General features: G+C 36.8%; 17 protein-coding genes and 1 pseudogene. 14 read left to right on the top strand and 4 right to left on the bottom strand.

From position 1 onward, the window contains the following. Positions 1-122: 122 nt before the first annotated feature. Both ACTTG8_RS04260 and ACTTG8_RS04255 read right to left on the bottom strand, forming a co-directional pair. Positions 123-1160, bottom strand: a pseudogene (locus ACTTG8_RS04260) (YeeE/YedE family protein). Positions 1161-1310: 150 nt separating this feature from the next. Next, on the bottom strand, positions 1311-1790 hold the full coding sequence (locus ACTTG8_RS04255) for a rhodanese-like domain-containing protein (RefSeq protein WP_442560883.1): 480 nt from the start codon (positions 1788-1790) through the stop codon (positions 1311-1313). Positions 1791-2284: 494 nt separating this feature from the next. Here ACTTG8_RS04255 and pflB point away from each other — a divergent pair, with 494 nt between their 5' ends. From pflB to pflA, 3 genes are all read left to right on the top strand, one after another. After that, the gene (pflB, locus tag ACTTG8_RS04250) at positions 2285-4372 is read left to right on the top strand and encodes a formate C-acetyltransferase (protein WP_442560882.1); all 2088 of its coding nucleotides are present in this window, start codon (positions 2285-2287) and stop codon (positions 4370-4372) included. 98 nt (positions 4373-4470) lie between these two features. Further along, positions 4471-4713, top strand: a complete 243-nt coding sequence (gene grcA3 / locus ACTTG8_RS04245) for an autonomous glycyl radical cofactor GrcA3 (protein ID WP_442553657.1) — start codon at positions 4471-4473, stop codon at positions 4711-4713. 60 nt (positions 4714-4773) lie between these two features. Then, the gene (pflA, locus tag ACTTG8_RS04240; protein ID WP_442560881.1) at positions 4774-5604 is read left to right on the top strand and encodes a pyruvate formate-lyase-activating protein; all 831 of its coding nucleotides are present in this window, start codon (positions 4774-4776) and stop codon (positions 5602-5604) included. On the opposite strand, the gene ACTTG8_RS04235 is transcribed toward pflA, so the two are convergent. Beyond that, positions 5601-6956 carry an MATE family efflux transporter gene (locus tag ACTTG8_RS04235; protein ID WP_442560885.1) on the bottom strand — a complete coding sequence of 452 codons (1356 nt, stop codon included), beginning with the start codon at positions 6954-6956 and terminating at the stop codon, positions 5601-5603. The genes pflA and ACTTG8_RS04235 overlap by 4 nt on opposite strands. A gap of 164 nt (positions 6957-7120) precedes the next feature. On the opposite strand from ACTTG8_RS04235, the gene ACTTG8_RS04230 reads away from it, so the two are divergent. Beyond that, a complete protein-coding gene (locus ACTTG8_RS04230) occupies positions 7121-7492 on the top strand; it encodes a PilZ domain-containing protein (RefSeq protein ID WP_442560880.1) in 372 nt (123 codons plus the stop codon). Between the two features lie 187 nt (positions 7493-7679). Then, on the top strand, positions 7680-11252 hold the full coding sequence (locus tag ACTTG8_RS04225; RefSeq protein WP_442560879.1) for a hypothetical protein: 3573 nt from the start codon (positions 7680-7682) through the stop codon (positions 11250-11252). 73 nt (positions 11253-11325) lie between these two features. Here the strand turns inward: ACTTG8_RS04225 and ACTTG8_RS04220 are convergent, their stop codons facing one another. Further along, on the bottom strand, positions 11326-13227 hold the full coding sequence (locus ACTTG8_RS04220) for a flagellar hook-length control protein FliK (RefSeq protein WP_442560878.1): 1902 nt from the start codon (positions 13225-13227) through the stop codon (positions 11326-11328). Positions 13228-13408: 181 nt separating this feature from the next. Between ACTTG8_RS04220 and ACTTG8_RS04215 the strand changes: the two genes are divergently transcribed. The 9 genes from ACTTG8_RS04215 (at position 13409) to ilvB (ending at position 24804) form a co-directional block, all read left to right on the top strand. Further along, on the top strand, positions 13409-14185 hold the full coding sequence (locus tag ACTTG8_RS04215) for a PilZ domain-containing protein (RefSeq protein WP_442560877.1): 777 nt from the start codon (positions 13409-13411) through the stop codon (positions 14183-14185). 64 nt (positions 14186-14249) lie between these two features. After that, on the top strand, positions 14250-16703 hold the full coding sequence (gene leuS, locus ACTTG8_RS04210) for a leucine--tRNA ligase (RefSeq protein ID WP_442560876.1): 2454 nt from the start codon (positions 14250-14252) through the stop codon (positions 16701-16703). A gap of 147 nt (positions 16704-16850) precedes the next feature. Next, complete coding sequence (locus ACTTG8_RS04205) at positions 16851-17096, top strand: type II toxin-antitoxin system prevent-host-death family antitoxin (RefSeq protein ID WP_442560875.1); 246 nt, start codon at positions 16851-16853, stop codon at positions 17094-17096. A gap of 4 nt (positions 17097-17100) precedes the next feature. After that, positions 17101-17400, top strand: a complete 300-nt coding sequence (locus tag ACTTG8_RS04200; RefSeq protein ID WP_442560874.1) for a type II toxin-antitoxin system RelE/ParE family toxin — start codon at positions 17101-17103, stop codon at positions 17398-17400. Positions 17401-17414: 14 nt separating this feature from the next. Next, on the top strand, positions 17415-18251 hold the full coding sequence (locus ACTTG8_RS04195; protein ID WP_442560873.1) for a hypothetical protein: 837 nt from the start codon (positions 17415-17417) through the stop codon (positions 18249-18251). Positions 18252-18547: 296 nt separating this feature from the next. Further along, on the top strand, positions 18548-19981 hold the full coding sequence (gene purB / locus ACTTG8_RS04190; RefSeq protein ID WP_442560872.1) for an adenylosuccinate lyase: 1434 nt from the start codon (positions 18548-18550) through the stop codon (positions 19979-19981). A 243-nt stretch (positions 19982-20224) separates the two neighbouring features. Then, positions 20225-21313 (top strand): 3-isopropylmalate dehydrogenase, encoded by a 1089-nt coding sequence (gene leuB / locus ACTTG8_RS04185; protein ID WP_442560871.1) that lies wholly within the window; start codon positions 20225-20227, stop codon positions 21311-21313. Positions 21314-21368: 55 nt separating this feature from the next. Then, positions 21369-23030 (top strand): dihydroxy-acid dehydratase, encoded by a 1662-nt coding sequence (gene ilvD / locus ACTTG8_RS04180; RefSeq protein ID WP_442560870.1) that lies wholly within the window; start codon positions 21369-21371, stop codon positions 23028-23030. Positions 23031-23097: 67 nt separating this feature from the next. Beyond that, the gene (gene ilvB / locus ACTTG8_RS04175; protein WP_442560869.1) at positions 23098-24804 is read left to right on the top strand and encodes a biosynthetic-type acetolactate synthase large subunit; all 1707 of its coding nucleotides are present in this window, start codon (positions 23098-23100) and stop codon (positions 24802-24804) included. The last annotated feature ends 22 nt before the right edge of the window (positions 24805-24826 follow it).

Here is a 24826-nt window from a genome sequence, read left to right as displayed (position 1 = left end):
AATCAAGACCATTGGTATTTACTTTAATTATATCCATTGTTTTTCTCCTTTATTTGTAACTGTTTATATCAAACGAGCGTGACACGAAGTGTCTGCGAGTTGGAAAGGCTAAACAGTTACTTTTATTTTTCTGCTTTTCTCACAGGCTTTACTAAAAAGATGTAAGAAGCAATCCAAATTCCAATAGCAATGAAGAGCAGGCCGTACCAGCTCTTAAGTGAAAACTGTGCTGTACCGACAAGACCGTTACCAACAAGACAGCCACTTGCCCAAACAGCTCCGAGTCCCATTAAGAAACTTCCTATAACGGATCTAATAAGAGTCTTAATATTTACTTTAACGATAGAAAACTCTTCGCTAAAGAATGAAGTTAAAAATGAACCTAAAATTATTCCTACTATAAAAAGTTTTGACCAACCGATACCCTCGGTTTCTTCTATAATCACTCAGCCACCGGCTACGGCAGGAAGTCCTGTTATATAGGTAAGCCAAGAAATAATAGGGGTTGAAATGGCAAAACCACCTTCTCTTCCGATTAATATACTTGAGTAAAATGCACTTGCCATAAGCAGTCCGATAAGTACTACAGCTAATTCTTTAGACCAGATTTTTTCAAAAAGGATATGTCTTATACCTGTATAGCTTGAAGGAAGCCTATATTTAGGTTTATGTTTTTTGTAATGCTTATACATTATAAAATAAAGTATAGGAACTATAACAATACAGATAAAAAATGGGGATATAGGTAGAAACTTAAGGAGTCTGTCCTTTGCAATTCCTACACTTGAAATATTTTTATTTATAAGCTTGAATATTCCTTTATCTGCCACATAAGCTGCTATTGCAAAACTGATTATAGAAGGAATTCCAACTATTCTTCCATCGCCTGTTTTTAATAATGAGGCAGCGGCACAGCCGTTTGAAAGCACAGCTCCAAAACCAAAGATTAAACTTCCAACAGCAATTCCAAGTAGTGAAAATGAATCGAAGAAAGGTCTGTCTAAAATTTCAAAATAGACCATTGCATAATAAAATAGGGCTTGTGTAAATATAACTGAAAGTATTAGGATGATATTATAATAGTTTTTTTCTACATATATATCCCTTATAGTACCGGTGGGGCAGAATCTGCTTTTCTTTAGTAAAAAGGCAAAAAGCATACCGGTAATTAACCCTAAACCGGTAATTAATATGTAAATCATTAATCTCTCCTTTCCGTATTATAAAAATAAGGCTACCTGTAAAGGAGAACTTTGCAGATAGTCTTATTATAAGCTAATAGATTAATTACTTATAAATCTAAAAGTAATTTACTGTACAGGCTTAAGTGCTCCATCAATTTCAGCAAGTGCCTTAGCACCACCCTCTATAGTAAAGACTTTGCTCTTGTCGATACCATTTTCAAGTAATATCTTGGTTGTCTTTTCAGCACCTCTCTTACCGGAGTTGCAAAGAATGTAGATATTCTTTCCATCATTAAGTTTAGAAGTAGCATACTCTTTCATAGCAGCCTCAAGAGAAGTATCCTCAAGAGGGAAGATTGGCTGCCACTCAGCACCTTCGATAGTTCCGGCTTTATACTTATCTTCTTCTCTTACATCAAGGATGTGAGCATCTGTTACTTTTAATACATCCTCAGCTGAGATATACTGATAATCCATAGTCTGTGAAGCAGTGGTACTTGTTTTGCTTGCAGCATCATTTTTCTTTCCACATCCGGTAACAAGGCCGGTTGCTCCAACTGTAAGTGAAAGTGCAGCTACTAAAGCGATTACTTTTGTCTTTTTCATTTTAGAACTCCTTTTTTATTTGTCAATTTATTAAGTGTAACAAGTTATATGGATAGCATAAGTGGGAAGATAAATCAAATAGAATATAACTATAAATAATTAATATATATTTATTTAGTCTATATATCAACTGAGTATATTGAACAAGAATTTGTAGGAGATAGGTTTTTAGTAGTATAGAATTAAAAATGATATGTAAATATTTATAATTTATCACTATTTATATGTAATTAAACTTCATAGAAAAGAATGTTAAAAAAATATCATTGTACCTTAAAAAGTACAATAGTTGCCTGCTTGAGCAGTTTTTTTGTATAAAAAGATAAACATTGTTAAAATCAGTTGACTTTAGATTGCGTGTAATTTATATTTGTATTCAAGAAGTAATTCAAGTATCAAAAGTAAAAAATTATGCAAGTTTACTTGCAGAAAATTTCTTTTGAGACGCAAAAATAATATTAAAACTTAATTTAACTAAGTGAAAGAGGTTAACGATGAGAGAAGAATGGAGAGATTTTACCCCTGGTATTTGGGAGAAAGAAATCAATGTGCGTGATTTCATCCAGAAAAACTACACACCATATGAAGGAGATGATACCTTCCTTGCAGGCCCTACAAAGAGAACTGAAGAGCTTTGGGCTCAGGTAATGGACTTAACTATGAAAGAGCGTGCAAAGGGTGGAGTGCTTGATATGGATACAAAGATTGTATCTACAATTACTTCACATGGTCCGGCTTACCTTGATAAGGACAAGGAAACTATTGTAGGTTTCCAGACAGATGTACCTTTCAAGCGTTCACTTCAGGTAAATGGCGGTCTTAAGATGGCTATGAAGGCTTGTGAGAGCAATGGTTATGAAGTAGATCCTCAGATAGTTGATTTTTATTCAAAATATAGAAAGACACATAATGATGGTGTATTTGATGCATATACAGCAGAGATGAGAGCTTGCCGTAGCAGCCACATCATCACAGGTCTTCCAGATGCTTATGGTAGAGGCCGTATCATTGGAGATTACAGAAGAGTTGCTCTTTACGGTGTAGATAGGCTTATCGAAGAAAAGAAGAAAGAAAAAGAGACAACCAGGTCTACAATGTATTCCAATATAACAAGACTTCGTGAGGAACTTTCTGAGCAGATTAAGGCTCTTAATGAACTCAAGGAGCTTGGTAAGATTTATGGTTTTGATATTTCAGGACCTGCACACGATACAAAGGAAGCTGTTCAGTGGCTTTATCTTGCTTATCTTGCTGCTGTTAAGGAGCAGAATGGTGCAGCAATGAGTCTTGGTCGTACATCTACCTTCCTTGATATTTATGCAGAAAGAGATCTTAAAGCAGGTAAGTATACAGAAGAGCAGATTCAGGAATTCATCGATCACTTCGTAATGAAACTTCGTTGCGTTAAGTTTGCCAGAACACCTGATTATAACGAAATTTTCTCAGGAGATCCTACTTGGGTAACAGAGTCTATCGCAGGTATGGGTATTGACGGTAGAACCATGGTTACAAAGATGAGCTTTAGATATCTTCACACTCTTTCAAACCTTGGTACATCACCTGAACCTAACCTTACAGTGCTTTGGTCAGTAAAACTTCCGGAGAACTTTAAGAGGTTCTGTGCTAAGACTTCTATTCAGTCATCTTCAATCCAGTATGAGAATGATGACCTTATGAGAGTAACACATGGTGATGACTATGCTATTGCTTGCTGTGTATCTTCTATGAGAATTGGTAAGGAAATGCAGTTCTTCGGAGCAAGAGCAAACCTTGCAAAGTGCCTCCTTTATGCTATAAACGGCGGTGCTGATGAGGTTAGCGGTAAGCAGGTTGGTCCTAAGTTCCGTCCTATTACAGGTGATTATCTTGAATTTAATGAAGTTTGGGAAAAGTTCAATGATATGATGGAATGGCTTGCAGGAGTATATGTAAACTCTCTCAATATAATTCACTATATGCATGATAAGTATTGCTATGAGAGAATTCAGATGGCTCTTCATGATAAAAATGTACATAGATGGTTTGCAACAGGTATTGCAGGTCTTTCAGTTGTGGCAGATTCACTTTCAGCTATTAAGTATGCTAAAGTTAAGGTTATTCGTAATGAAGCAGGACTTGCAGTTGATTATGAGATAGAGGGAGATTTCCCTAAGTACGGTAATGATGATGATAGAGTAGACTCAATCGCTTATGATGTGGTTGATGTATTTATGGGCTATATCAAGCGTAATCATACATATCGTGATAGCGTACCTACAACTTCTATTCTTACAATTACATCTAATGTAGTTTATGGTCGTGCAACAGGCTCAACTCCTGATGGTCGTAAGAAAGGAGAGGCTTTTGCTCCGGGTGCTAACCCAATGCATAGGCGTGATACTCACGGAGCTATGGCGAGTCTTAGTTCAGTAAGTAAACTTCCATTTAAGGATGCACAGGATGGTATTTCAAATACATTCTCAATTATTCCTGACGCACTTGGTAAGGGAGATAAAGTATTCTTTGGAGATTCTATTGAGTTTGATAACAAGATTTCTTGTGCTTGTGAAGAGCCAAATGTAATCGTTCCGGAGGGAGAATAAAGCAATCTATCAGATGCTGCAGCATTTGTTGATGAATAAAAATAGTAAAAAATAACTAAATAGTGGCCTATAATAGGCAAATTGAAAGGAGATTTATTATGGCAGTTAGTGAAGCTCAGATTGATAACCTTGTAAACCTTATTGATGGTTATGCAGAAAAAGGTGGACATCACCTCAATGTTAACGTATTCACAAAGGATACTCTTCTTGATGCTCAGGCTCATCCGGAGAAATATCCACAGCTTACAGTTCGTGTATCCGGCTACGCAGTAAACTTTGTAAAGCTTACCAAAGAGCAGCAGGATGAAGTAATTTCAAGAACATTCCACGAGGGTGTTTAATTAACCTTATGGCTGCTGCATTGAGAGGGGTGCAGCAGTCATTTTTTTAAAGAGGTGACTATGGAAAATGAAGAGATTAAAGGCAGGGTACATTCAATAGAGACCTTTGGAACTGTGGATGGTCCCGGTACCAGGTATGTTGTTTTCTTAAAAGGATGTCCTATGAGGTGCAAATATTGTCACAATCCTGATACTTGGGAGTTTTCCGGCGGTACAGAGATGACATTGGATGAGATATTTGCAGGATATTATTCTAAAAAAGAATTTTATAGGAAGGGTGGCATTACCTGTACAGGAGGAGAACCTTTAGGACAGCTCAAGTTTGTAACGGCATTATTTAAGAGGGCAAAGTCAGAGGGAATACATACCTGTCTTGATACATCCGGAATCTATTATCCACTAAAGCCTGCTAATAATGGGAAGACAGAAGAGGAATATTTAAATAGCGGAGTTTATAAAAACTATGAAAAAAGGTTAGCTGATTTTGAAGAGTTATTTAAGGTAACTGACTTGGTGCTATTAGATATAAAACACTCAGACCCGGAGGGGCATAAGGAGCTTACCGCCAATCCAATAGAGCCTGTAATGGCCTTTGCAAAGGCTCTTGAGGCACATAAGATACCTGTATCTATAAGGCATGTGGTTGTGCCGGGGATTACTTTTAATAAGAAGGAGCTTCGTGGAGTAGGGGAGATTATGGCAGGACTTTCCAATGTAGTCGGACTTGAAGTACTTCCTTATCATACGATGGGGGTGAACAAGTATACTGAGCTTGGAATGACCTATCCGTTAGAAGGAGTTCCGAGTTTAACGAAAGAAGAAGCAGCAGCCGCAAAATCTATTATACTTCAGGCTATGCAGGAGAAACGAAAAAATGATGGCACAGTTTAATCTGTAGCCATCATTTTTTTATACTTTCTTGTAACAATATAATAGCATATAAGGTGAGTTAAAAACGTTATTATCCAAGTTACAGGGTATGAGAGAAATAAGGTATGGAGACTTCTAAATTCTACAAAAATAGTGTATATCCAAACTATTCTAAGTCCGCAGGCACCTATTAGCGAAACAATCATAGGTAGTATAGAATAGCCTATGCCACGCATAGCACCTACCATTACATCCATAAGACCGCATAAGAAATAGAACCTTGCAATGATGGAAAGTCTTGTAAGCCCATATCCTATTACCTCAGGCTCATTATTGTAAGCGGAGAGTAAAGTATTTCCGAATAAATATGCAAAGTTTCCAAGTACAAGCCCGGTTATGGTAACGATTATAATGCAGTTAATAAGTACTGCTTTTATTCGCTTAAATTTGCCGGCGCCAAAATTTTGACTGGTGAAACTGATACAAGTCTGATGAAGTGAGTTCATAGATACATATACAAAACCTTCTATATTACCTGCTGCTGTGTTGCCGGCCATAACTGTAGAACCGAAAGAATTGACAGAGGATTGTATAAGTACATTCGAAATGGAAAAAATACATCCTTGAAGCCCTGCGGGAAGTCCTATTTTCATTATATCAATACATTTATCGGGTGTAATTTTTATCTTATTTAAGTATAATTTTATTGAACCTGTCTCGTGCTTTAAGCAGATAATTATGAGCGTGCAGGACACTGCCTGAGATATAACAGTGGCAATGGCCACACCGGCAACTCCTAAGTGAAATACTGTAACAAGAAATACATTCAGTATTACATTTACTACACCGGCTATTGTGAGGTAATAGAGAGGGCGTTTCGTATCACCTACAGCCCTTAGTACAGCTGCTCCAAAGTTAAGGATAAGGCTCAGGGGCATACCCAAAAATATAATTCGCATATAAAGAGTGGACTGATCAATTACATCTTCAGGTGTTGCCATAAGTTCAAGCAGTGGTCTTGCAGCAAAGAGTCCGGCAACTAAAAGGATGATGCCGCCGACAACTCCCAGTGCGATGGAAGTATGTACTGTTTCTGAGACAGATTTTTCATTTTTTGCTCCCTGATATCTGGCTACGAGTACATTTGTACCTATAGAAAGCCCCATAAAGAGACTTACAAGCATATTGATAAGAGCACCGGTAGAGCCTACTGCGGCCAGTGCAGTCTTGCCTGAAAATCTCCCTACAACAATTACATCAGCAGTGTTGAAAAGCAGCTGAAGTATTGCGGAGAGCATAACTGGGATTGTGAATTGTATTATTTTTGAAGTTAGAGGGCCTTCAGTCATGTCCATTCTATAAGATTTTTGTATTTCTGCCATATTATCTCCTGTAAATTGTATAGTAGTAATAAATTATAATAGTACACTCTTGTGATAATGTCAAAGATTAATATAATGAAGCAGGTCTATTTTGATTGATTATTTTTTTGAGTTGTTATATACTTAGCCTAGATAAATTTAAGAGGAGGCAGGTTATGGAATATAAGGAAAAAAGGAAGGCCGAGAGACTTCCGGTAGATCTTATCCTTGGTGTATCTGAACTTTTTAAGCAGGATAATGAGGTTATTAAAAATGTAAATGCACCTATTGAAGTGTTGGATATTTCAAGAAGAGGAATAGGATTCCACAGCGAGAGTGATTTGCCACTTGAGTTTTATTTTAATGCGAGAATTCAAGTTACTGATGATTTACACTCTGCGTTTTATTGTGTGGTTAAGATTGTAAGAAAATCACAGATTGATGAAAAAACTTTTTCATATGGTTGTGAATTTGTGGGCTTTCCTCCGGTGCTTAATTATATATTCGATGATTTTGAAGAGAAGATTGCTAAGAAAATGGGTAAGTAAGTTATTGTCTGCAATAGCTTTAATAGATAAGCGTTTAAAAAATAATTATAAAAATTTTTTATAACTGCATCAGCTTATATTAAATTACAATATATAAGTTGGTGCAGTTTTATTGACTAAATATCAAATTATGATAACATTAATAATTGGTAAAATCTAACAAAACTATGGTGTAAAGGAGAGAAAGATGAAGTTGTACAAAAAATTATTTGCATTTGTATTGATGTTAGCTTTGATGCTAACAAGTGTCAATATGAATGCATTTTCTGCGTTTGGACAAGAAGCAGAGGCGGTACTTACCGGCGTGAGTGTCACCAAGCCTGAACCGGTTCCTGCAAGTGGTGGGAAAAAGGCATTCAAATTAAAAGGAACGAACCTTAAGCTTAAAAATACCAAGGCTAAGGTTACTTTGAAAGACAACACAGAAGATATTGCTGAGATTAGTAATACACTTTCACCGGTGAGACCTGATTTGAACGTAGATGAAGTGTATCCAAATTTCAATGTTAATTTATTATTTCCTGCAAATGAGTCCACTGAAGATAAGATATATGTTGTAAGTTTTAGTGTAGATGGAGGTAAAACTTTTTATGACAAAAAGACTGAGTCGCATGAATCAGGGCTGTCAGTCGCACCTATAGAGATTACTGTAAAAGGAAATAGCTCAGGTCAGCAGAATCCGGGCACAGAGCCTGAACCTGAAAAAAAGCCTGTAGTTGATAAAATAACTATAGCTACTCAAATTGGTGAAATGGTTTCTTTATCCATAATTGGTAAAGATTTAACAGCAGCAAAATTCAAAGAAAAGGTAACTTTGGGAGATGGTTCACCTGTTGCAGGTTATAATGCTGCAAAATGGAATTATGTTCGTGATACTGGCTTTGCTCAGACTATACGTTTACCTGAAAATAATACAGAAAATGATATAAATTATAAAATATATATAAGTATAGATGGTGGTAATAGTTATCTTGACGATAAGGCTGTTGCTGTAACTGTTCCTAAAAAAGTGGTGGGAGCAGAGACAGAGATTATAGAAATCTCTGAACAGGGTGTCAATTTGATAGAAAAAAAGCTGGGCAAAGAAGGCGGAGATATAAATCTTTTTGTGTCTACAAAAGAAGAAACTACATATGACAAGATAAAGGCTAAAATTACCAGGATTGTAGACGGAAGTGAAGAGAGTACAGATGTATTCTGGCAAATAGGTGTAAAAGATAAAAAAAGTAAGTCTTTTAAATTTAATGCACATTTTCCTGAAAATACCGGGAAAAAAACTAAAGAATACAAAATAGTATTCAATGCAAAGGGTTCTGATACAGAATTTCAGACCGAGCCTGTACTTAAAGTAATTGTAGCAGGAACTGATGAAGGAAGTTCTGAAGATGAGATTATTATAAAGACTATCAGAGCATCTGTTCCGGGACTTCCAAAGGAAGGTGGAGTATCCAATATTTCTGTAATTGGAGAAAATATTGATGTAAATAAATTAGACGCAGCTATAACAAAGACAATTAATGGAGCATCTGCACCTGTAGAATTAAAAGTTGATAAGCAGGGAGGTGGCAGAGCGGCTTCCTACACTATAACTTTCCCAAAAGCAGAATCAGATAAGGTTGAGATTTATAATATAAGCATAGGTGGAAAATCAGTGATTGTTACAGTAGGCGGTAGAGTAAGTGGAAGTCTGCTTAATATACTGCCAAGCAAGGTATACACCAATAAAGATAAGACAATAATTACTGTTTATTATGATGAAGAAATTTATGCCGTAGCTGATGACTATAAGGAGCTTAAAGAAGGTATAACTCTTAAGGCAATTAGGGCAGGTAAAGTAACGGATAGAAGGCTTACAGAAGCAGATAATGTAACTATAGATGGTAATAAGGTAATTATAACCTTGGCTACCCCTTTTGATGGAGAAATTAACTCAAAGCTTGTAGTGGAAGAGAGGCTGTTAAAGAATAAAGAAGGCTTTGAAGCAAGAAAGATTAATCAGATTATTGATATAGCAAAGCCTATAGTGAATTCTTCCGTATTTACAAAGGGTGAAGTTTTAACCAAAGAAGGTGGAGATGTAGAGTTAAAGCTAATTGGTGAAGGCTTTGTGCAGAAGGTTGGTGGAGAAGATAAGCCTGTAAATACCTTAGTAAAAGTATTGGAAAATAATAAAGCCAAAACAGAGCTTTATGGAATTGTAACTGAAGGATTTAAGAAGAAAAACAGTGATGAGATTAAATTGACAACTAATACCGAAGGAACAGAACAGACTATAGCTTTCAGTCTCCCTGCTAATGATACAGGCAAGACCAAGACTTATTCGGTTATGGTTTCCTTGGATGGCGGACTTACATATAGTTCTGCGCTCGGTGTAAATGTTCTTGAAAACAGAGCAAAAAGACTGGTGGCTTCTATACTTCCAACAGAGATAAATGATGGAAAGCCAAGCCTCAGCTTTATGTCAATTACTTCCTATGGCACCCAGGGCGGTGGTAGCGGAGCAGTTGATATTACACATACTGAGACACCTAACGGTCAGGAAAGTAAAAAGACTTGGGTGACTGCTTTTGGAGCAAATTTTGATAAAAAGCTGACAAAGATAAGAGTTTTAGACAGAAACGGTATTATATGGTATCCACTTCAAAATGAGGGGACATCAGACAGCACGTCTAATTTCATTATGGTAAGCTCAGATGGTACAGGTATATTCGGAAATGGCAATACTCAGATGCTTGAAGTTATAGGTATGAACAACATACTTACAACTGAAACCTTTACTTATCAGGTGGCTATGGATGGCAAAAACTATGATGAGAATACTGTTGTAACTGTTACGGTACCTTATGATGGAGCACCTAAAAATACTAAGAAGGAAATGACTGAAGAGTTTATTCAAAATGTAAAAGTAAGCCATGTAACTAAGGCTGGAAAGGCTCTTGAGGCTGAAACAGTGGTAAGAGGATATTCATGGTCAAAGCTTAGGTCGTTTGGAATCAGAGATAAAGAGTTTGCTAATTGCACTATCCTTGGTTATAGAAAAAATGGAAGTAAAGAACTTACTCCTATTACCGGACTTTATGAAGAACTTGTTGGTAAACTTGAATCAGTAGAGTTTGTATATAATGAAACAATTCCTCCTACAGTTTCACCTTCTCCTGCAGTTCCGACAGAGAGCGGAACTCCTGCCGAGAACCCAACCAAGTCGAATACAGATGTAAAAGATATAGTTAAAGACAGTACTCTTCTTGGTACAACTAAAGATACAGTAAATCAGGAAAATACGAAAAACTCAACCTTTACTACTTCTAAAGAAACTTTTAGAATAAGTAAGAAACTGTTTAATTCTTTAGATAAGAACGATAAACACATAAAAATAACTGTAAAAAATGGTGAGATTTCTTTGTCGGTTAAGGAGCTTAAGAATGCTGCCAAAGGTACATCTTATCTTGGAATAGTTAAAAACAGCAACAAAAAAGATGTTAAAAAGTTAAGTTATAATAAAAAACTTTTCAAGTCTGTTACAGTAGTAGGAAATAAGTCCTATGAAGTAAAACTTGTTGTAAATGGTAAGGTGGTTACAAAAACTTCTTCAAAGACTAAGGTATATCTGAAGACAGATAAGGCACTTACAGGAAATATTTATGTAATCAACTTTAAAACAAGCAAGAAGATTAAGGCTAAGTATGATAAAAAATCTAAATCAGTTGTTTTTTCAACAAGTGAATTAGGAAAGTTTGTGATTGTAAAACAGGCAAAATAATTAAGACAAATTAAGTTTGGTAAGATAACCAAAAGAACAGACTGTACAAAAAACAAATGTACAGTCTGTTCTTTTATGCTCTCATATCAAAGGTGTATCTACTATAATTATTGCTATCAATTTCGGAAGGAATAAAGTCATTTATGAGATTGAACTCGCCGGACTTAAGTTTTTTCTCGTCTTCTTTTTCAGTAGTTTTTACTACTTCACTTTGTGGATTGAATCCCTGTTTAGACATAGCAGTATCCAGTTCGTCAAGATGGCTTGCTATCAGTTTTCCAGAAGTGTCATCACTTAGGAAAAATCTGGTAGAAACCTGTTCTCCATTAAGGTCGATTCTTATATTTATTCCACCTAAATTTGCCATATCAAGATGTAGTAGACAGGAAATTCCATCTTCATTACCAATTCGTTTTTTATGTTTATCGGAGTATACATACAAATCTCCGGCAGCAGTTTGGCCGTTCATTCTGATGGGCAATTCCACGAAGTTATACATCTGATTCATTTCATTCATAAAATTCATATTCTGTTTTGTCTGTCCAAGATCGGCAGAAAGCTTTGCAGAAGCGTTTCCGGAAGTGTTGTCTGCAAGAATTTTTAGTTTATCTATCTGCTCATTCATTCTTCTATAAAGATTGGCTATGGCCTCTTTTTCGTTAAGCTCTTCTGCGGAAAGAGTCCAGTCGGTATGTATAAGCATTTTCAAGGTTTTATGAAAATCATTTGATTTAAGCAGTGCCTCTTTAATTTCAATTGGCACACTGGTAGTGGTAAGGAGTGTTTTAATATGTTCGGCAGCCTCGCTGAGTGTTGCAGTTTCGGGAAGTAAATTAGTAAGTAAGTCATTTGAGATAGGGAGTTCTTTACTAAATAATTCAGCTATCTGCTTTGTCATAGGAGTTAATGCTTTTTGTTCAGTCTCAGGAAGAGTTTTTATAAGTTCGGAGAGTTCAGTTACAGTACAATCACCCTTAATAAGCTTTTGCAGTTTTGAAGCATCTACATCTACTTCAGCATTTTCAAATAAGGTAAATATTTCAAGCCTTTGATCCTCACTCAGTATATAAGAAACGGCAGTGTCTTTAGTTAAATTGGTATTGGTAAAAATAGTATTATCCGGAATTAAATCATTCCCGGGTAAATTGGTTTCTTCTGATATTAAATAATCAAGAAACATTGTAAAATCATTAGGAATAGCAGCAGGAGGATTATTTTCGTTATTGGCAACAAGGGTTAGAACCAGTTCATCAGGCTCTATTCCTATATTGAAAATATCAAGCATATTAGAAGCGAGATTGGCACTTTCTTCTATATTTCCATCAGAAAGCAGTCCTTTTATCATGTCTAGCATATCATTGAAATTTGATTCAGTAGCAGCAGTGAGTTCAGGCAGACCGTTGCTGTAGATTTCAAATAGTTTTGTACTTTCAGGGTTTACATCCAGTCCTGCCTTGTTCATTAGCACAAGGTTAGTCATAGATATGTCAGGATTTTTAAGAGACTGCCTAAGCATTCCATTTATCATCTGTCTGCTTATCGGATATTCATTTTTAAGAAGGGCAGTTACAAGTTCTTCATTTTTAGGAGAAAATGGCAGACCTGAGGATTCAAGAGCTCTGTAGACAACGTTTTCAAGATTGTTTCCTGTCTGAATGGTTTTTAAGGTGATTTGACCATCTTCTTTATTAATAACTTTAAATCTTGCCCCATCACCGATGGAAAGTTCTGCACTGTTGTCATACTTAGCAGTTAGAGTTTGTCCATTTTCAAATTCAAGAGTAAGCTCTCCGGGGGAAATATTTTTCACTTGACCGGAAAATACCTGTCCTTTTGACAGAGTATTATAATTTATATTGCCTAAAGCTGGACTGGTGCCTGAAGCTCGGCTTACTTCGTTGTTTCGACTTGTTTCTGCTGATTCTCTTCTGCCATTTATACTGTTATTTGGCAGTCTTGATACATCTATTGGCATAACTCCTCCACACATAATATTATATAGTTATATAGTTTATCGGATAAAATAGAAGATTTCTATAATATGATTTATCTTTACTAGGAAATTTTTATATTTAGATAGACAGATTCACATTTGACAGTTATAATAACTAATGGGGAAATGTACCCTATGTTTTGAAAGGATTTGGTGTTGACGCATGGATGCAATTAATTCAGAAACTCTTATGATAAGCAAATTATTGCCGGGATCTATAATAAGCCTAACTGCCAGAAAGGGCAGTCGTACTTATCGTTTTGAAAGCTTTGTTGTAGAGCTGTCTGAAAAGGATGACATTGATGTTGCTAAGAAATTAGAGAATGAACCTCTCTTGATTGAACCGATAAAGGTAGATGGTAAATTGGTAAGATTTGATAAAGAGGGAATTAGCTATTATTTTATAGGTAACCACAAAGGAAGACCATACTTGTTTGAACAGGTATATGTAGATAAGGTAAATTTACCGGTATATGGTACAGTTCATGCTATAAGGGCTCCTAAAGAAGGAAGAAGGTTTAACAGGAGAGATAATTTTAGAATCTGGCTTGGACAGTATTGTCACATAGCTCTTAGAGGAACTAGAGCTCAGCATGATGCTATGGTTAAGGACATAAGTAATGATGGAGTAGGGCTTATAATTAAAAAAGAGAATGAAGTAAATATAGGGGATTCGGTAGAAGTTCAGTTTAATTTTGAGAAATATAATGAACAGAAAGAAGATTATCAATTTACGCTACATACCTTAAAGGGGGAAGTAGTAAGAATAGTTGAACAAAATGATAAGGCTAATTTAGCTGGATGCAAGATAATAGATGGAAGGGAAGCTGTAGAGAAATTTGTTGCAATGAAACAGAGGGAAAAGAATAAGGTGGGGCGTAAGACTAATGACCTTATCAGTATGTTTGTGGGTAAGGATAGAAAAGAAGACAAATCATAGAATAAATATGTTTTTGTAATATATTTTGCCAAGAATTTTATAAGAAAGATAAGGAGATAATTAAATGTCAGAGAATGAAAGAAAACCATATAATCCGGCAGAGATTGAGCCGAAATGGCAGAAGTTCTGGGAAGAAAATGAAACTTTTAAGACAGATGTATGGGATTTTAGCAAGCCAAAGTACTATGTACTTGATATGTTCCCATATCCATCAGGGGTAGGTCTCCATGCAGGACATCCTGAAGGTTATACTGCAACAGATATAATTTCCAGAATGAAGAGGATGCAGGGCTACAATGTACTTCATCCAATGGGATACGATTCTTTCGGTCTTCCTGCTGAACAGTACGCTGTAAGTACAGGTAACAATCCGAACGGATTTACTGAGAAAAATATCGGCACATTTTCAAATCAGCTTAAAGAGCTGGGCTTTGACTATGACTGGTCGAAGATGATAGCTACTTCCGACAAAGATTATTATAAATGGACTCAATGGATATTTGAAAGACTATACGAGAAGGGGTATGCAAAATATGTGGATATGCCGGTAAACTGGTGCGAAGAATTGGGTACAGTGCTTTCCAATGATGAAGTAATAGATGGTAAGAGTGAGCGTGGTGGTTTTCCTGTTGTAAGAAAGAATATGAAACAGTGGGCTATAGACCAGGTTGCGTTTGCTGAAGAACTCCTTGAAGGTCTTAATGAAATAGACTGGCCGGAGTCTACCAAGGAAATGCAGAGAAACTGGATTGGTAAAAGTGATGGTGTAGAGGTTGATTTTAAAATAGTTGATGGTGGAGAATTCTCAATTTATACAACCTGTATTGAGACTATTTACGGTATCACTTTTATGGTTCTTGCTCCGGACGGGGAAACAGTTAAGAGCCTTATGCCAAGGATTAAGAATAAAGAAGATGTAGAAAAATATATAGCTGAAACTCTTAAGAAAAATGACATGGATAGGACAGAGCTTAATAAGACAAAGTCAGGCTGTGTACTTGAAGGAATATATGCTATAAATCCTGTAAACGGTAAGGAAGTTCCGGTATACATAGGTGATTTTGTACTTGCAAGTTACGGTACAGGTGCAGTTATGGCTGTTCCAAGCCATGACCAGAGGGATTTTGAGTATTCTGAGGCTCATAATATACCTAGAATACAGGTTATTGACGGGGGTGATGTAAGCAAGCAGGCATTTGAGAAACAGGATTATCTCGGCAAGGGATGCAAACTGGTGAACTCTGAAGAATTTAACGGGCTTACAGTGGAGGAAGCAAAGGAAGCCATCACAGAAAAACTTGTTAAAATGGGAGTTGCAAGAAAGAAGATAAACTACCATTTTAGAGAATGGATTTTTGCAAGACAGCGTTATTGGGGAGAGCCTATCCCGGTAGTGCATACAGAGGAGGGAGAAGTAAAACTTCTTCCTGAAAGTGAACTTCCTCTTGTTCTTCCTGAGTTAGAAGATTATAAGGGAAAGAATGGCAAGGCTCCGCTTGAAAATGCTACTGAATGGAAAGAGTATGACAAAAACGGAATAAAGGGTAAGCGTGAGACCTCAACAATGCCGGGTAGTGCAGGCAGTTCTTGGTATTATATGAGATATATCGATCCTAAAAATGATGATGAGTTTGCAAATCAGGAACTCCTTAAGCACTGGCTACCGGTAGACCTTTACATAGGAGGACCTGAGCATGCTGTCGGACATCTTATGTATGCCAGGATTTGGAATCGCTTTCTTTATAATGAGGGGCTGTCTCCTGTAAAAGAGCCTTTTAAGAAACTTGTACATCAGGGAATGATACTTGGTTCAAACGGAATTAAGATGGGTAAGCGTTTTCCTGAATTTGTAGTAAATCCAAGTGATATAGTGAGAGATTATGGTGCAGATACCCTTAGAATATACGAAATGTTTATGGGACCTCTTGAAGCATCCAAGCCTTGGAGCAAGCAGGGAGTAGAAGGTTCAAGGAAATTCCTTGGAAGAGTATTCTTCTATTTCTCAAATCCTGAGAATATTGTAAGACAGGGTGAGGAGGGCTATAACGAACTTTTAGAGGAACATAAACTTATTTATAATCAGACTGTTAAAAAAGTAACAGATGATTTTGAAACCCTTGGCTTTAACACAGCAGTAAGCCAGATGATGATATTTATGAATGCTGTTACAAAGGGTAAATGCCCACTTGAATATGCAGAAGGTTTTGTAAAAATGATTTCCTGTATTTGTCCACATCTTGGTGAGGAGCTTTGGGAAATATTCGGACATACCGGAACAATAGCTTACGAGAGTTGGCCAACCTATGATGAGGCAGCACTTGTAGTTGATACTGTAAAGATAGGCGTACAGGTAAATGGTAAAGTAAGAGGTACTATTGAAATAGCTGCTGAGGCAGAGGAAGAAGAAGCTATAAACAAGGCTTATGAGATTGCTTCTGTAAATAAGGCTATTGATGGAAAACCTGTAAGAAAGGTTATCTATGTAAAGGGAAAGATACTTAATATAGTGGCAAAGTAAGATTTTAATATTTGACAGGGAGATAATTTGTCTCCCTGTTTTTTTGTATATATAGTAAACTGCATAAAATTTTAAGTTGAATTTTACAGCAATCAATGTATAATAAGAGTGACAATATGCATTATTAGTGAAGATAAGGAGGGAAACATGGCAAATATTTTACCTGTATCTGATTTGAGAAATTATAATGAAGTTTTGAAGAATTGTCATAAAGGAGAACCGGTATACTTAACAAAAAATGGAAGAGGCCGTTTTGTGGTTATGGACATTGAGGATTATGAGCGTGATAAGGCGGAAAAGAAGCTTTTAATGAAATTATATGAAGCGGAAGAGGCAGTTAAAGATGGTGAAGGCTGGCTAAGCTTGGAAGAACTAAAAAGGGTTGTGGGGTAAAAATATGTTAAAATTGCGTATTAATCCGATTGTTGCAGAGGATTTAAAGAGTATTAGGGATTATATCGCTGAGGATAATAAAGAATGTGCTGTAAAGACCGTAAATGAGATTTATGGGAAATTTGAGAATTTACAACTATTTCCAGGGATGGGTACTGACCTTTCAAGGAGGGTAAGTTTTCGCACAGACTATAAGTATATTGCGTGGGAAGACTATCTGATTATTTATAAAATAAATAATGAATATTTGGAAATTTATCGTGTTATAAATAGATATCAGGATATAACAAGGATTTTAGATTGAGTTTTGGAGGAAAAATGTCAGATAAACAATATGAATTTAGTAATAGGCTTGCAGATTTGATAGCACAGGCTCATATGAGTGGGAATAAGATACATGAAAGTGATATAAGGGAATTTTTTGAAGATTTAGAGCTTGATGAGAGTCATTTTAATCACATATTTGCATATCTTAAGGCTTCGCATATAGCAATAGAAGGCTGTGAATCTAAAGAAGAAATTGAAGAAGAAGCAAAAAAATATGCTGAGGCAGCTAAGGCACAGCTTGAAGAAGCTGCAAGAGAGGGCTTGGAGAAGAAAAGTAATATAAAGGATACAAAAAAAACAATAAAATATCAGTCCGAATTTTTAAATATGTATTTAAATGAATTAAAGCATATAGAGAAGATGACATTAAAAGAAGAGCAGAATATTATGAAACTTCTTTTAGAAGGAGATGAAGAATCAGAAACTTCTTACATAGATAGAAAACTTCATAAAGTAGTTGAAATAGCAAGAGGCTTTGAATTAACTGAAGATTATTTTAAAGAATTGATAGAAGAAGGAAATATTGGTTTATTAATGGGAATCAAAGAACTTAAAGAAAAGCCTGAAGAAGAAAATCCTATTGAATTTATAGAAAGCAGAATAGAAAGTGCTATGCAGGATTTTTTAGAAGAGAGTTTAGAAATAGAAAGTACAGCAAATGCCATGGTTGCGAAAGTAAACTTCGTTAGCGATGCAGCTAAAAAAATGAAAGAAATGAACGGTTCATCACCTACACTTAAGGAACTTGCAAGTTATACTAATTTGACCGAAGCTGAACTAACTGATATCATAGAACTGTCCGGAGATAATTTAAAAAGCAAAGAGTGATTTGACCATGCTTAATAGTAGTCAAGACATCCAATCAAAAAACACTTGGAATATTAAGCAAAATTATTCACGAAATATCAAGAAAGCACATAATTAAGCCGCAGGCTTAGAATTATGTGCTTGCGCAGATATTTTGATGTAATCACATTTAGCCGAAGGCTAAATGCGTGAATAATTGAAGCGAGCTGTCAGCAGAAAGTTCTGTTGTTTTTGAAACACTTTATGCACGAATAATAATTATCATCCAGACATATACCTTGTTAATAATTTACATCATATACATACAGGAGGAAACTATGAGTACAAACCGTTATGACAGCCCACTTTCAGGGAGATATGCCAGTAAAGAAATGCAGTATATATTTTCGCAGGATAAGAAATTTACAACTTGGCGCAGGCTTTGGATTGCACTTGCAGAATCAGAGAGAGAACTTGGGCTAAATATAACTGAAGAACAAATAGCAGAACTTAAAGAACATGTAAATGATATAAACTATGATGTAGCTGTGGCAAGGGAAAAAGAAGTTCGCCACGATGTTATGAGCCATGTCTATGCCTATGGGGTACAGTGTCCTAAAGCAAAAGGCATCATTCACCTTGGAGCTACTTCCTGTTTTGTAGGAGATAATACAGATATTATTATAATGACGGAAGGGCTTAAGCTTGTTAAGAAAAAACTTCTTAATGTAATGAGCAAGTTAGCAGATTTTGCAGAAAAATATAAGGCGTTACCAACTCTTGCATTCACACATTTTCAGCCTGCACAGCCTACAACAGTAGGAAAAAGGGCGACGCTTTGGCTTATGGAGCTGAAACTGGATTATGATGATATATGTTACCTGATAGATAGTATGCAACTTCTGGGTTCAAAGGGAACAACAGGAACTCAGGCAAGTTTTTTGGAACTTTTTGACGGAGACCACGAGAAAATTAAAAAGATAGATAAGTTGATAGCTGAAAAAATGGGATTTACTGATTGTTTTCCTGTATCAGGGCAGACTTACTCAAGAAAAGTAGACTCAAGAGTGCTGAATGTACTGGCAGGAATTGCCTCAAGTGCTCATAAATTCTCAAATGATATCAGGCTTTTACAGCACCTTAAAGAAGTAGAAGAACCGTTTGAAAAAAGTCAGATAGGTTCGTCTGCTATGGCTTATAAGAGAAATCCTATGAGAAGTGAGCGTATTGCCTCTCTTTCCAGATATGTAATGAGCGATTTGATGAACCCTTATATAACAGCAGCAACTCAGTGGTTTGAAAGAACACTTGATGATTCTGCAAATAAACGTCTATCTATTCCTGAAGCTTTCCTTGCTATAGACGGTATACTCGACTTATATATGAATGTGGCTGATGGACTTGTGGTATATGAGAAGGTTATAGAAAAGCATATCATGGCCGAACTTCCATTTATGGCTACCGAGAACATAATGATGGATGCCGTTAAGCGAGGTGGAGATAGGCAGGAACTCCATGAGAAGATAAGAACTTTATCTATGGAAGCAGGAAAAAATGTAAAGGAAAGAGGGCTTGATAACAACCTGCTTGAACTTATAGCAGCTGAACCTTCCTTTGGAATTACTCTAGAGGAGTTAAAAAAGCAGATGGATCCGTCTAAGTATACAGGCCGCTCCAAAGAACAGGTAGAGGACTTCTTAAAAGATGTTATAAGACCTATACTTGATGAAAATAAGGCAGAGCTTGGACTTGAGGCGGAGATAAATGTGTAAAATTAATTTATAAGCCCCAAAACAGAACCGTCCCCCAAACGTTAGATTTTTGGTCTAACTCTTGGGGGACGGTACATCTTTCAACTTCTTTTATTCTTTTAGATTAAAACCTGTCTTTTTTATAATCCCTTAGAATAAACAATATATCAAACTATTATGTTTATTAAATAGTATACCCTTGCATTTAAATCGGTCATATTGTATTATTATGGGAAACATTTGTAAGCGAGAGGAAGAAAGTATATGGAAGCTAATATTACTCTTATAAAAGGTGATGGCATAGGACCTGAGATAGTAAATGAAGCGGTTAAGGTACTTGAAAAGATAGCCTCTGTATATGGTCATAAGTTTAATTACAATGAAGTCCTTATGGGAGGCTGTTCGATAGATATGTATGGAATTCCTCTTACAGATGAAGCTATAAAGACAGCAAAAGCAGCAGATGCAGTTCTTCTCGGTGCAGTAGGAGGTAATACGGATACATCTCCTTGGTACAAGCTTTCACCTGAAAAACGCCCTGAGGCAGGGCTCCTTAAAATAAGGAAAGAACTGGGGCTTTATGCGAATATAAGACCTGCTATTTTGTTTGATGAATTGAGAGCTGCCTGTCCACTAAAGGAGTCAACAGGTGGAAAATGCTTTGATTTTGTTATATTTAGAGAGCTTACAGGTGGACTTTACTTTGGAGAAAGAAATACTACAGTGGTAGAAGGAAAGCGTAAGGCTATAGACACCCTAGTTTATGTAGAAGATGAAATAGAAAGAGTAGCAAGGAAAGCCTTTGAAGCAGCAGCGAGAAGAAAGAAGGAGCTGTGTAGTGTAGATAAGGCAAATGTTTTAGATTCTTCAAGGCTTTGGAGACAGGTAGTTTCTGAAGTTGCTAAGGATTTTCCGGAGATAAAACTTACCAATATGTTAGTTGATAACTGTGCTATGCAACTTATAGCAAATCCTTCTCAGTTTGATGTAATTTTAACTGAAAATATGTTTGGAGATATACTGTCCGATGAGGCGAGTATGGTTACAGGTTCTTTAGGAATGCTACCTTCAGCCAGTCTTGGAGAAGGGAAATTCGGGCTGTATGAGCCGAGCCATGGTTCAGCACCTGATATAGCAGGACTGGACAAGGCAAATCCTATTGCAACAATAATGTCTGTAGCGATGATGCTTAGATATTCCTTTGGACTTAATAAAGAGGCTAATAAGGTGGAAGAAGCTGTTAAAGCAGTTCTTAAAAAGGGTTATAGAACCGGAGATATTTATAGCGAGGGTAAGAACTTGATTGGATGCAAGGAAATGGGAGATAGAGTAGTAGAAGAAATTTGTATTTGATAGATTTAACTGCTAGAGAAGATGTTTAGAAGACCTAATAAGAAAGGAATTTTTAATGAGAAGTGATAATGCAAGAGCCGGTATGAAACAGGCGCCGGCTAGGAGTTTGTTTAATGCCCTAGGTTTTACAGCGGAAGAGATGAAAAAGCCTATGGTTGGAATAGTGAGTTCGTATAATGAAATAGTACCGGGACATATAAACTTAGATAAAATAGTAGATGCAGTAAGGATGGGAGTTGCAGAGGCAGGTGGAGTACCTGTGGTATTTCCTGCTATTGCTGTCTGTGACGGTATAGCAATGGGGCATATAGGCATGAAATATTCTCTTGTAACAAGAGACCTTATAGCTGATTCAACTGAATGTATGGCTATGGCACATCAGTTTGATGCATTGGTTATGGTACCTAACTGTGATAAGAATGTACCTGGGCTTTTGATGGCAGCTGCTAGAGTAAATGTACCTACGGTCTTTGTTTCAGGAGGCCCTATGCTTGCAGGAAGAGTTAAGGGATGTAAGACCAGTTTATCCTCTATGTTCGAGGCGGTGGGAGCATATGCTGCAGGAAACTTAAGTGAAGAGGATGTACTTGAATATGAAAATAAGGCCTGTCCAACCTGTGGCTCCTGCTCAGGCATGTATACAGCAAACTCAATGAACTGTCTTACAGAGGCTCTTGGTATGGGACTTCGTGGCAATGGAACTATACCGGCAGTTTATTCAGAGAGAATAAAACTTGCAAAACACGCAGGAATGGCAGTTATGGAAATGTTCAGGCAGAATATAAGACCTCGTGATATAATGACAAAAGAAGCTATAATTAATGCACTTACAGTAGATATGGCACTGGGTTGTTCTACCAATTCAATGCTTCATTTACCGGCTATTGCACATGAAATCGGCTTTGATTTTGATATAGCCTTTGCCAATCCGATCAGTGAAAAAACGCCTAACCTTTGTCATCTTGCTCCGGCAGGGCATGCTTATATGGAAGATTTGAACGAGGCGGGGGGAGTGTATGCCGTAATGAAGGAACTTGCGGATATAGGACTTATTAATACAGAATGTATGACTGTTACAGGTAAGACAATAGGAGAGAATATTAAGCATGCTTATAATAGAGATGAAGAAATTATAAGACCTGTAAGTAATCCTTTTAGTAAAACAGGTGGTCTTGCAGTACTTAAGGGAAATCTTGCACCGGATGGAAGTGTAGTTAAGCGTTCTGCAGTTGTAGAAGAAATGATGGTACATGAAGGACCTGCAAGAGTTTTTAATTCAGAAGAAGAGGCAATAACAGCAATTAAGGGTGGAAAGATTGTACCGGGAGATGTGGTGGTTATAAGATACGAAGGTCCTAAGGGAGGACCGGGTATGAGAGAGATGCTCAATCCTACTTCAGCGATAGCAGGTATGGGACTTGGCTCTACGGTAGCCCTTATTACAGATGGAAGATTCTCAGGAGCTTCAAGAGGGGCATCTATCGGACATGTTTCACCGGAGGCAGCAGTAGGAGGTCCTATAGCCCTTATTAAAGAAGGAGACATAATTTCTATCAATATACCTGAGATGACACTTAATATGAAGGTGTCAGATGAGGAACTTGAAGAGAGAAGAAAGACTTGGAAACCAAAAGACAGTGGAGAAATAACAGGTTATCTTAAGAGATATCAGGCTATGGTTACATCAGGAAATAGAGGAGCTATACTTGAAGTTTAAAAGACTTAATAGTAAAATAGATTGATTATAATGTTTATAATTTACCAAGATAAGAAAAGGAGAATTTATGGCAGAACTTAATGGATCACAGATTCTTGTTGAATGTTTGAAGGAGCAGGGGGTAGATACTATTTTTGGTTATCCTGGTGGAGCAGTACTTAACCTCTATGACGAACTTTATCGTCATCAGGATGAAATAAAACATATCCTTACTTCTCACGAGCAGGGAGCTGCACATGCGGCTGACGGATATGCAAGAGCTACAGGTAAGGTCGGAGTCTGCCTTGCTACAAGTGGGCCGGGAGCGACAAACCTTGTAACAGGAATTGCAAATGCATATATGGATTCAGTTCCTATGGTCGCAATTACAGGTAATGTAGGTACAAATCTTCTTGGTAAGGATTCTTTTCAGGAGGTTGATATAACAGGTGTAACAATGCCTATTACAAAGCATAACTTCATTGTAAAAGATGTAAAGAAACTTGCAAAAACAATAAGAAGGGCATTTAAAATAGCATCAACAGGTAGACCGGGACCTGTACTTATAGATATTACAAAGGATGTAACTGCTAATAAATGTGAATACAAAAAAGAAGAAATAAAGAAAGAAGAAAAGAAAAAGATAGTGGATAATTTCACTGATAAAGAGCTTGATAAGGCAGCAGAGATGATAGCAAAGGCTAAACGTCCTGTTATTTTCATAGGTGGCGGAGCTATTATTTCGGAAGCACATAAAGAGATAAAAGACTTGGTAGACCTTATGGATGCGCCTGTCTGTGATTCGCTTATGGGAAAGGGAGCATTTGACGGTACTGATAAGCGTTATATGGGAATGATAGGTATGCATGGCACTAAGACAGCGAATTTCTCAGTAACGGAATGTGACCTTTTGGTTGTTCTCGGAGCAAGATTCTCAGACAGAGTTACTGGTAATACCAAGAGTTTTGCAAAGAGAGCAAAGATTTTGCATATAGACATTGATCCTGCTGAGATAAATAAGAATATTAAGGTTGACCTTAGTGTTGAAGGTGATGTTCAGGATGTGCTTAAGGAGCTTAATAGGAAGCTTAAGCAGCAAGACCATGAGGAATGGATGGAGCATATAGCTGAGATGCAGTCGAAATTTCCGCTTAGATATAATGAGGCTGAACTTACAGGACAATATTTTATAGAAGAGCTTTACAGACTTACAAAGGGTGATGCAATCATTTCTACAGAAGTAGGACAGCACCAGATGTGGGCTGCACAGTTCTATAAGTATAGTAAGCCTAGAACCCTGCTTACTTCAGGTGGTCTTGGAACTATGGGATATGGTCTTGGAGCTGCTATTGGAGCCCAGATAGGTTGTCCTGATAAGCAGGTTATTAACCTTGCAGGAGATGGCTGTTTTCGTATGAATATGAATGAGCTTGCGACGGTAGCACATTATAATGTACCTATAATTGAAGTTGTATTTAATAACAATGTACTTGGTATGGTAAGACAGTGGCAGACACTTTTTTATGGCAAGAGATATTCACAGACCATGCTTTCTCAGGATATTGACTATGTTAAGCTTGCTGAAGCAATGAGCATAACTGCTTTTAGAGTAACCAAAAAAGAGGAAGTAGAGGAAGTTATAAAGAAGGCTCTTAAGGCTAAGGGGCCTGTATTTATAGAGGTAGTTATAGACAGGAATGAGAGTGTATGGCCTATGGTTCCTGCCGGTGCTACCCTTGAGGAGACCTTCTCTGAGGAAGATGTAAAGGAAAAGGAAGCTAAGGTTAAGAAGTAAAGATAAAAGTTAAAGAAACAGA

The sequence above is a fragment of the Catonella sp. genome, assembly GCF_052173895.1.
Lineage (GTDB): Bacteria > Bacillota > Clostridia > Lachnospirales > Lachnospiraceae > Catonella.
Note: the sequence above shows the minus strand (reverse complement) of the source record. Positions and strands in the feature narration are given on the sequence as shown.

What these genes read in the sequence shown, in the direction of transcription:
- ACTTG8_RS04255 (WP_442560883.1), bottom strand. Translation starts at nt 1,790, where the DNA reads ATGAAAAAGACAAAAGTAATCGCTTTAGTAGCTGCACTTTCACTTACA.
- grcA3 (WP_442553657.1), top strand. Translation starts at nt 4,471, where the DNA reads ATGGCAGTTAGTGAAGCTCAGATTGATAACCTTGTAAACCTTATTGAT.
- purB (WP_442560872.1), top strand. Translation starts at nt 18,548, where the DNA reads ATGAGTACAAACCGTTATGACAGCCCACTTTCAGGGAGATATGCCAGT.
- ilvD (WP_442560870.1), top strand. Translation starts at nt 21,369, where the DNA reads ATGAGAAGTGATAATGCAAGAGCCGGTATGAAACAGGCGCCGGCTAGG.
- pflB (WP_442560882.1), top strand. Translation starts at nt 2,285, where the DNA reads ATGAGAGAAGAATGGAGAGATTTTACCCCTGGTATTTGGGAGAAAGAA.
- ACTTG8_RS04215 (WP_442560877.1), top strand. Translation starts at nt 13,409, where the DNA reads ATGGATGCAATTAATTCAGAAACTCTTATGATAAGCAAATTATTGCCG.
- pflA (WP_442560881.1), top strand. Translation starts at nt 4,774, where the DNA reads ATGGAAAATGAAGAGATTAAAGGCAGGGTACATTCAATAGAGACCTTT.
- leuB (WP_442560871.1), top strand. Translation starts at nt 20,225, where the DNA reads ATGGAAGCTAATATTACTCTTATAAAAGGTGATGGCATAGGACCTGAG.
- ACTTG8_RS04225 (WP_442560879.1), top strand. Translation starts at nt 7,680, where the DNA reads ATGAAGTTGTACAAAAAATTATTTGCATTTGTATTGATGTTAGCTTTG.
- ACTTG8_RS04220 (WP_442560878.1), bottom strand. Translation starts at nt 13,227, where the DNA reads ATGCCAATAGATGTATCAAGACTGCCAAATAACAGTATAAATGGCAGA.
- ACTTG8_RS04195 (WP_442560873.1), top strand. Translation starts at nt 17,415, where the DNA reads ATGTCAGATAAACAATATGAATTTAGTAATAGGCTTGCAGATTTGATA.
- ACTTG8_RS04230 (WP_442560880.1), top strand. Translation starts at nt 7,121, where the DNA reads ATGGAATATAAGGAAAAAAGGAAGGCCGAGAGACTTCCGGTAGATCTT.
- leuS (WP_442560876.1), top strand. Translation starts at nt 14,250, where the DNA reads ATGTCAGAGAATGAAAGAAAACCATATAATCCGGCAGAGATTGAGCCG.
- ilvB (WP_442560869.1), top strand. Translation starts at nt 23,098, where the DNA reads ATGGCAGAACTTAATGGATCACAGATTCTTGTTGAATGTTTGAAGGAG.
- ACTTG8_RS04205 (WP_442560875.1), top strand. Translation starts at nt 16,851, where the DNA reads ATGGCAAATATTTTACCTGTATCTGATTTGAGAAATTATAATGAAGTT.
- ACTTG8_RS04200 (WP_442560874.1), top strand. Translation starts at nt 17,101, where the DNA reads ATGTTAAAATTGCGTATTAATCCGATTGTTGCAGAGGATTTAAAGAGT.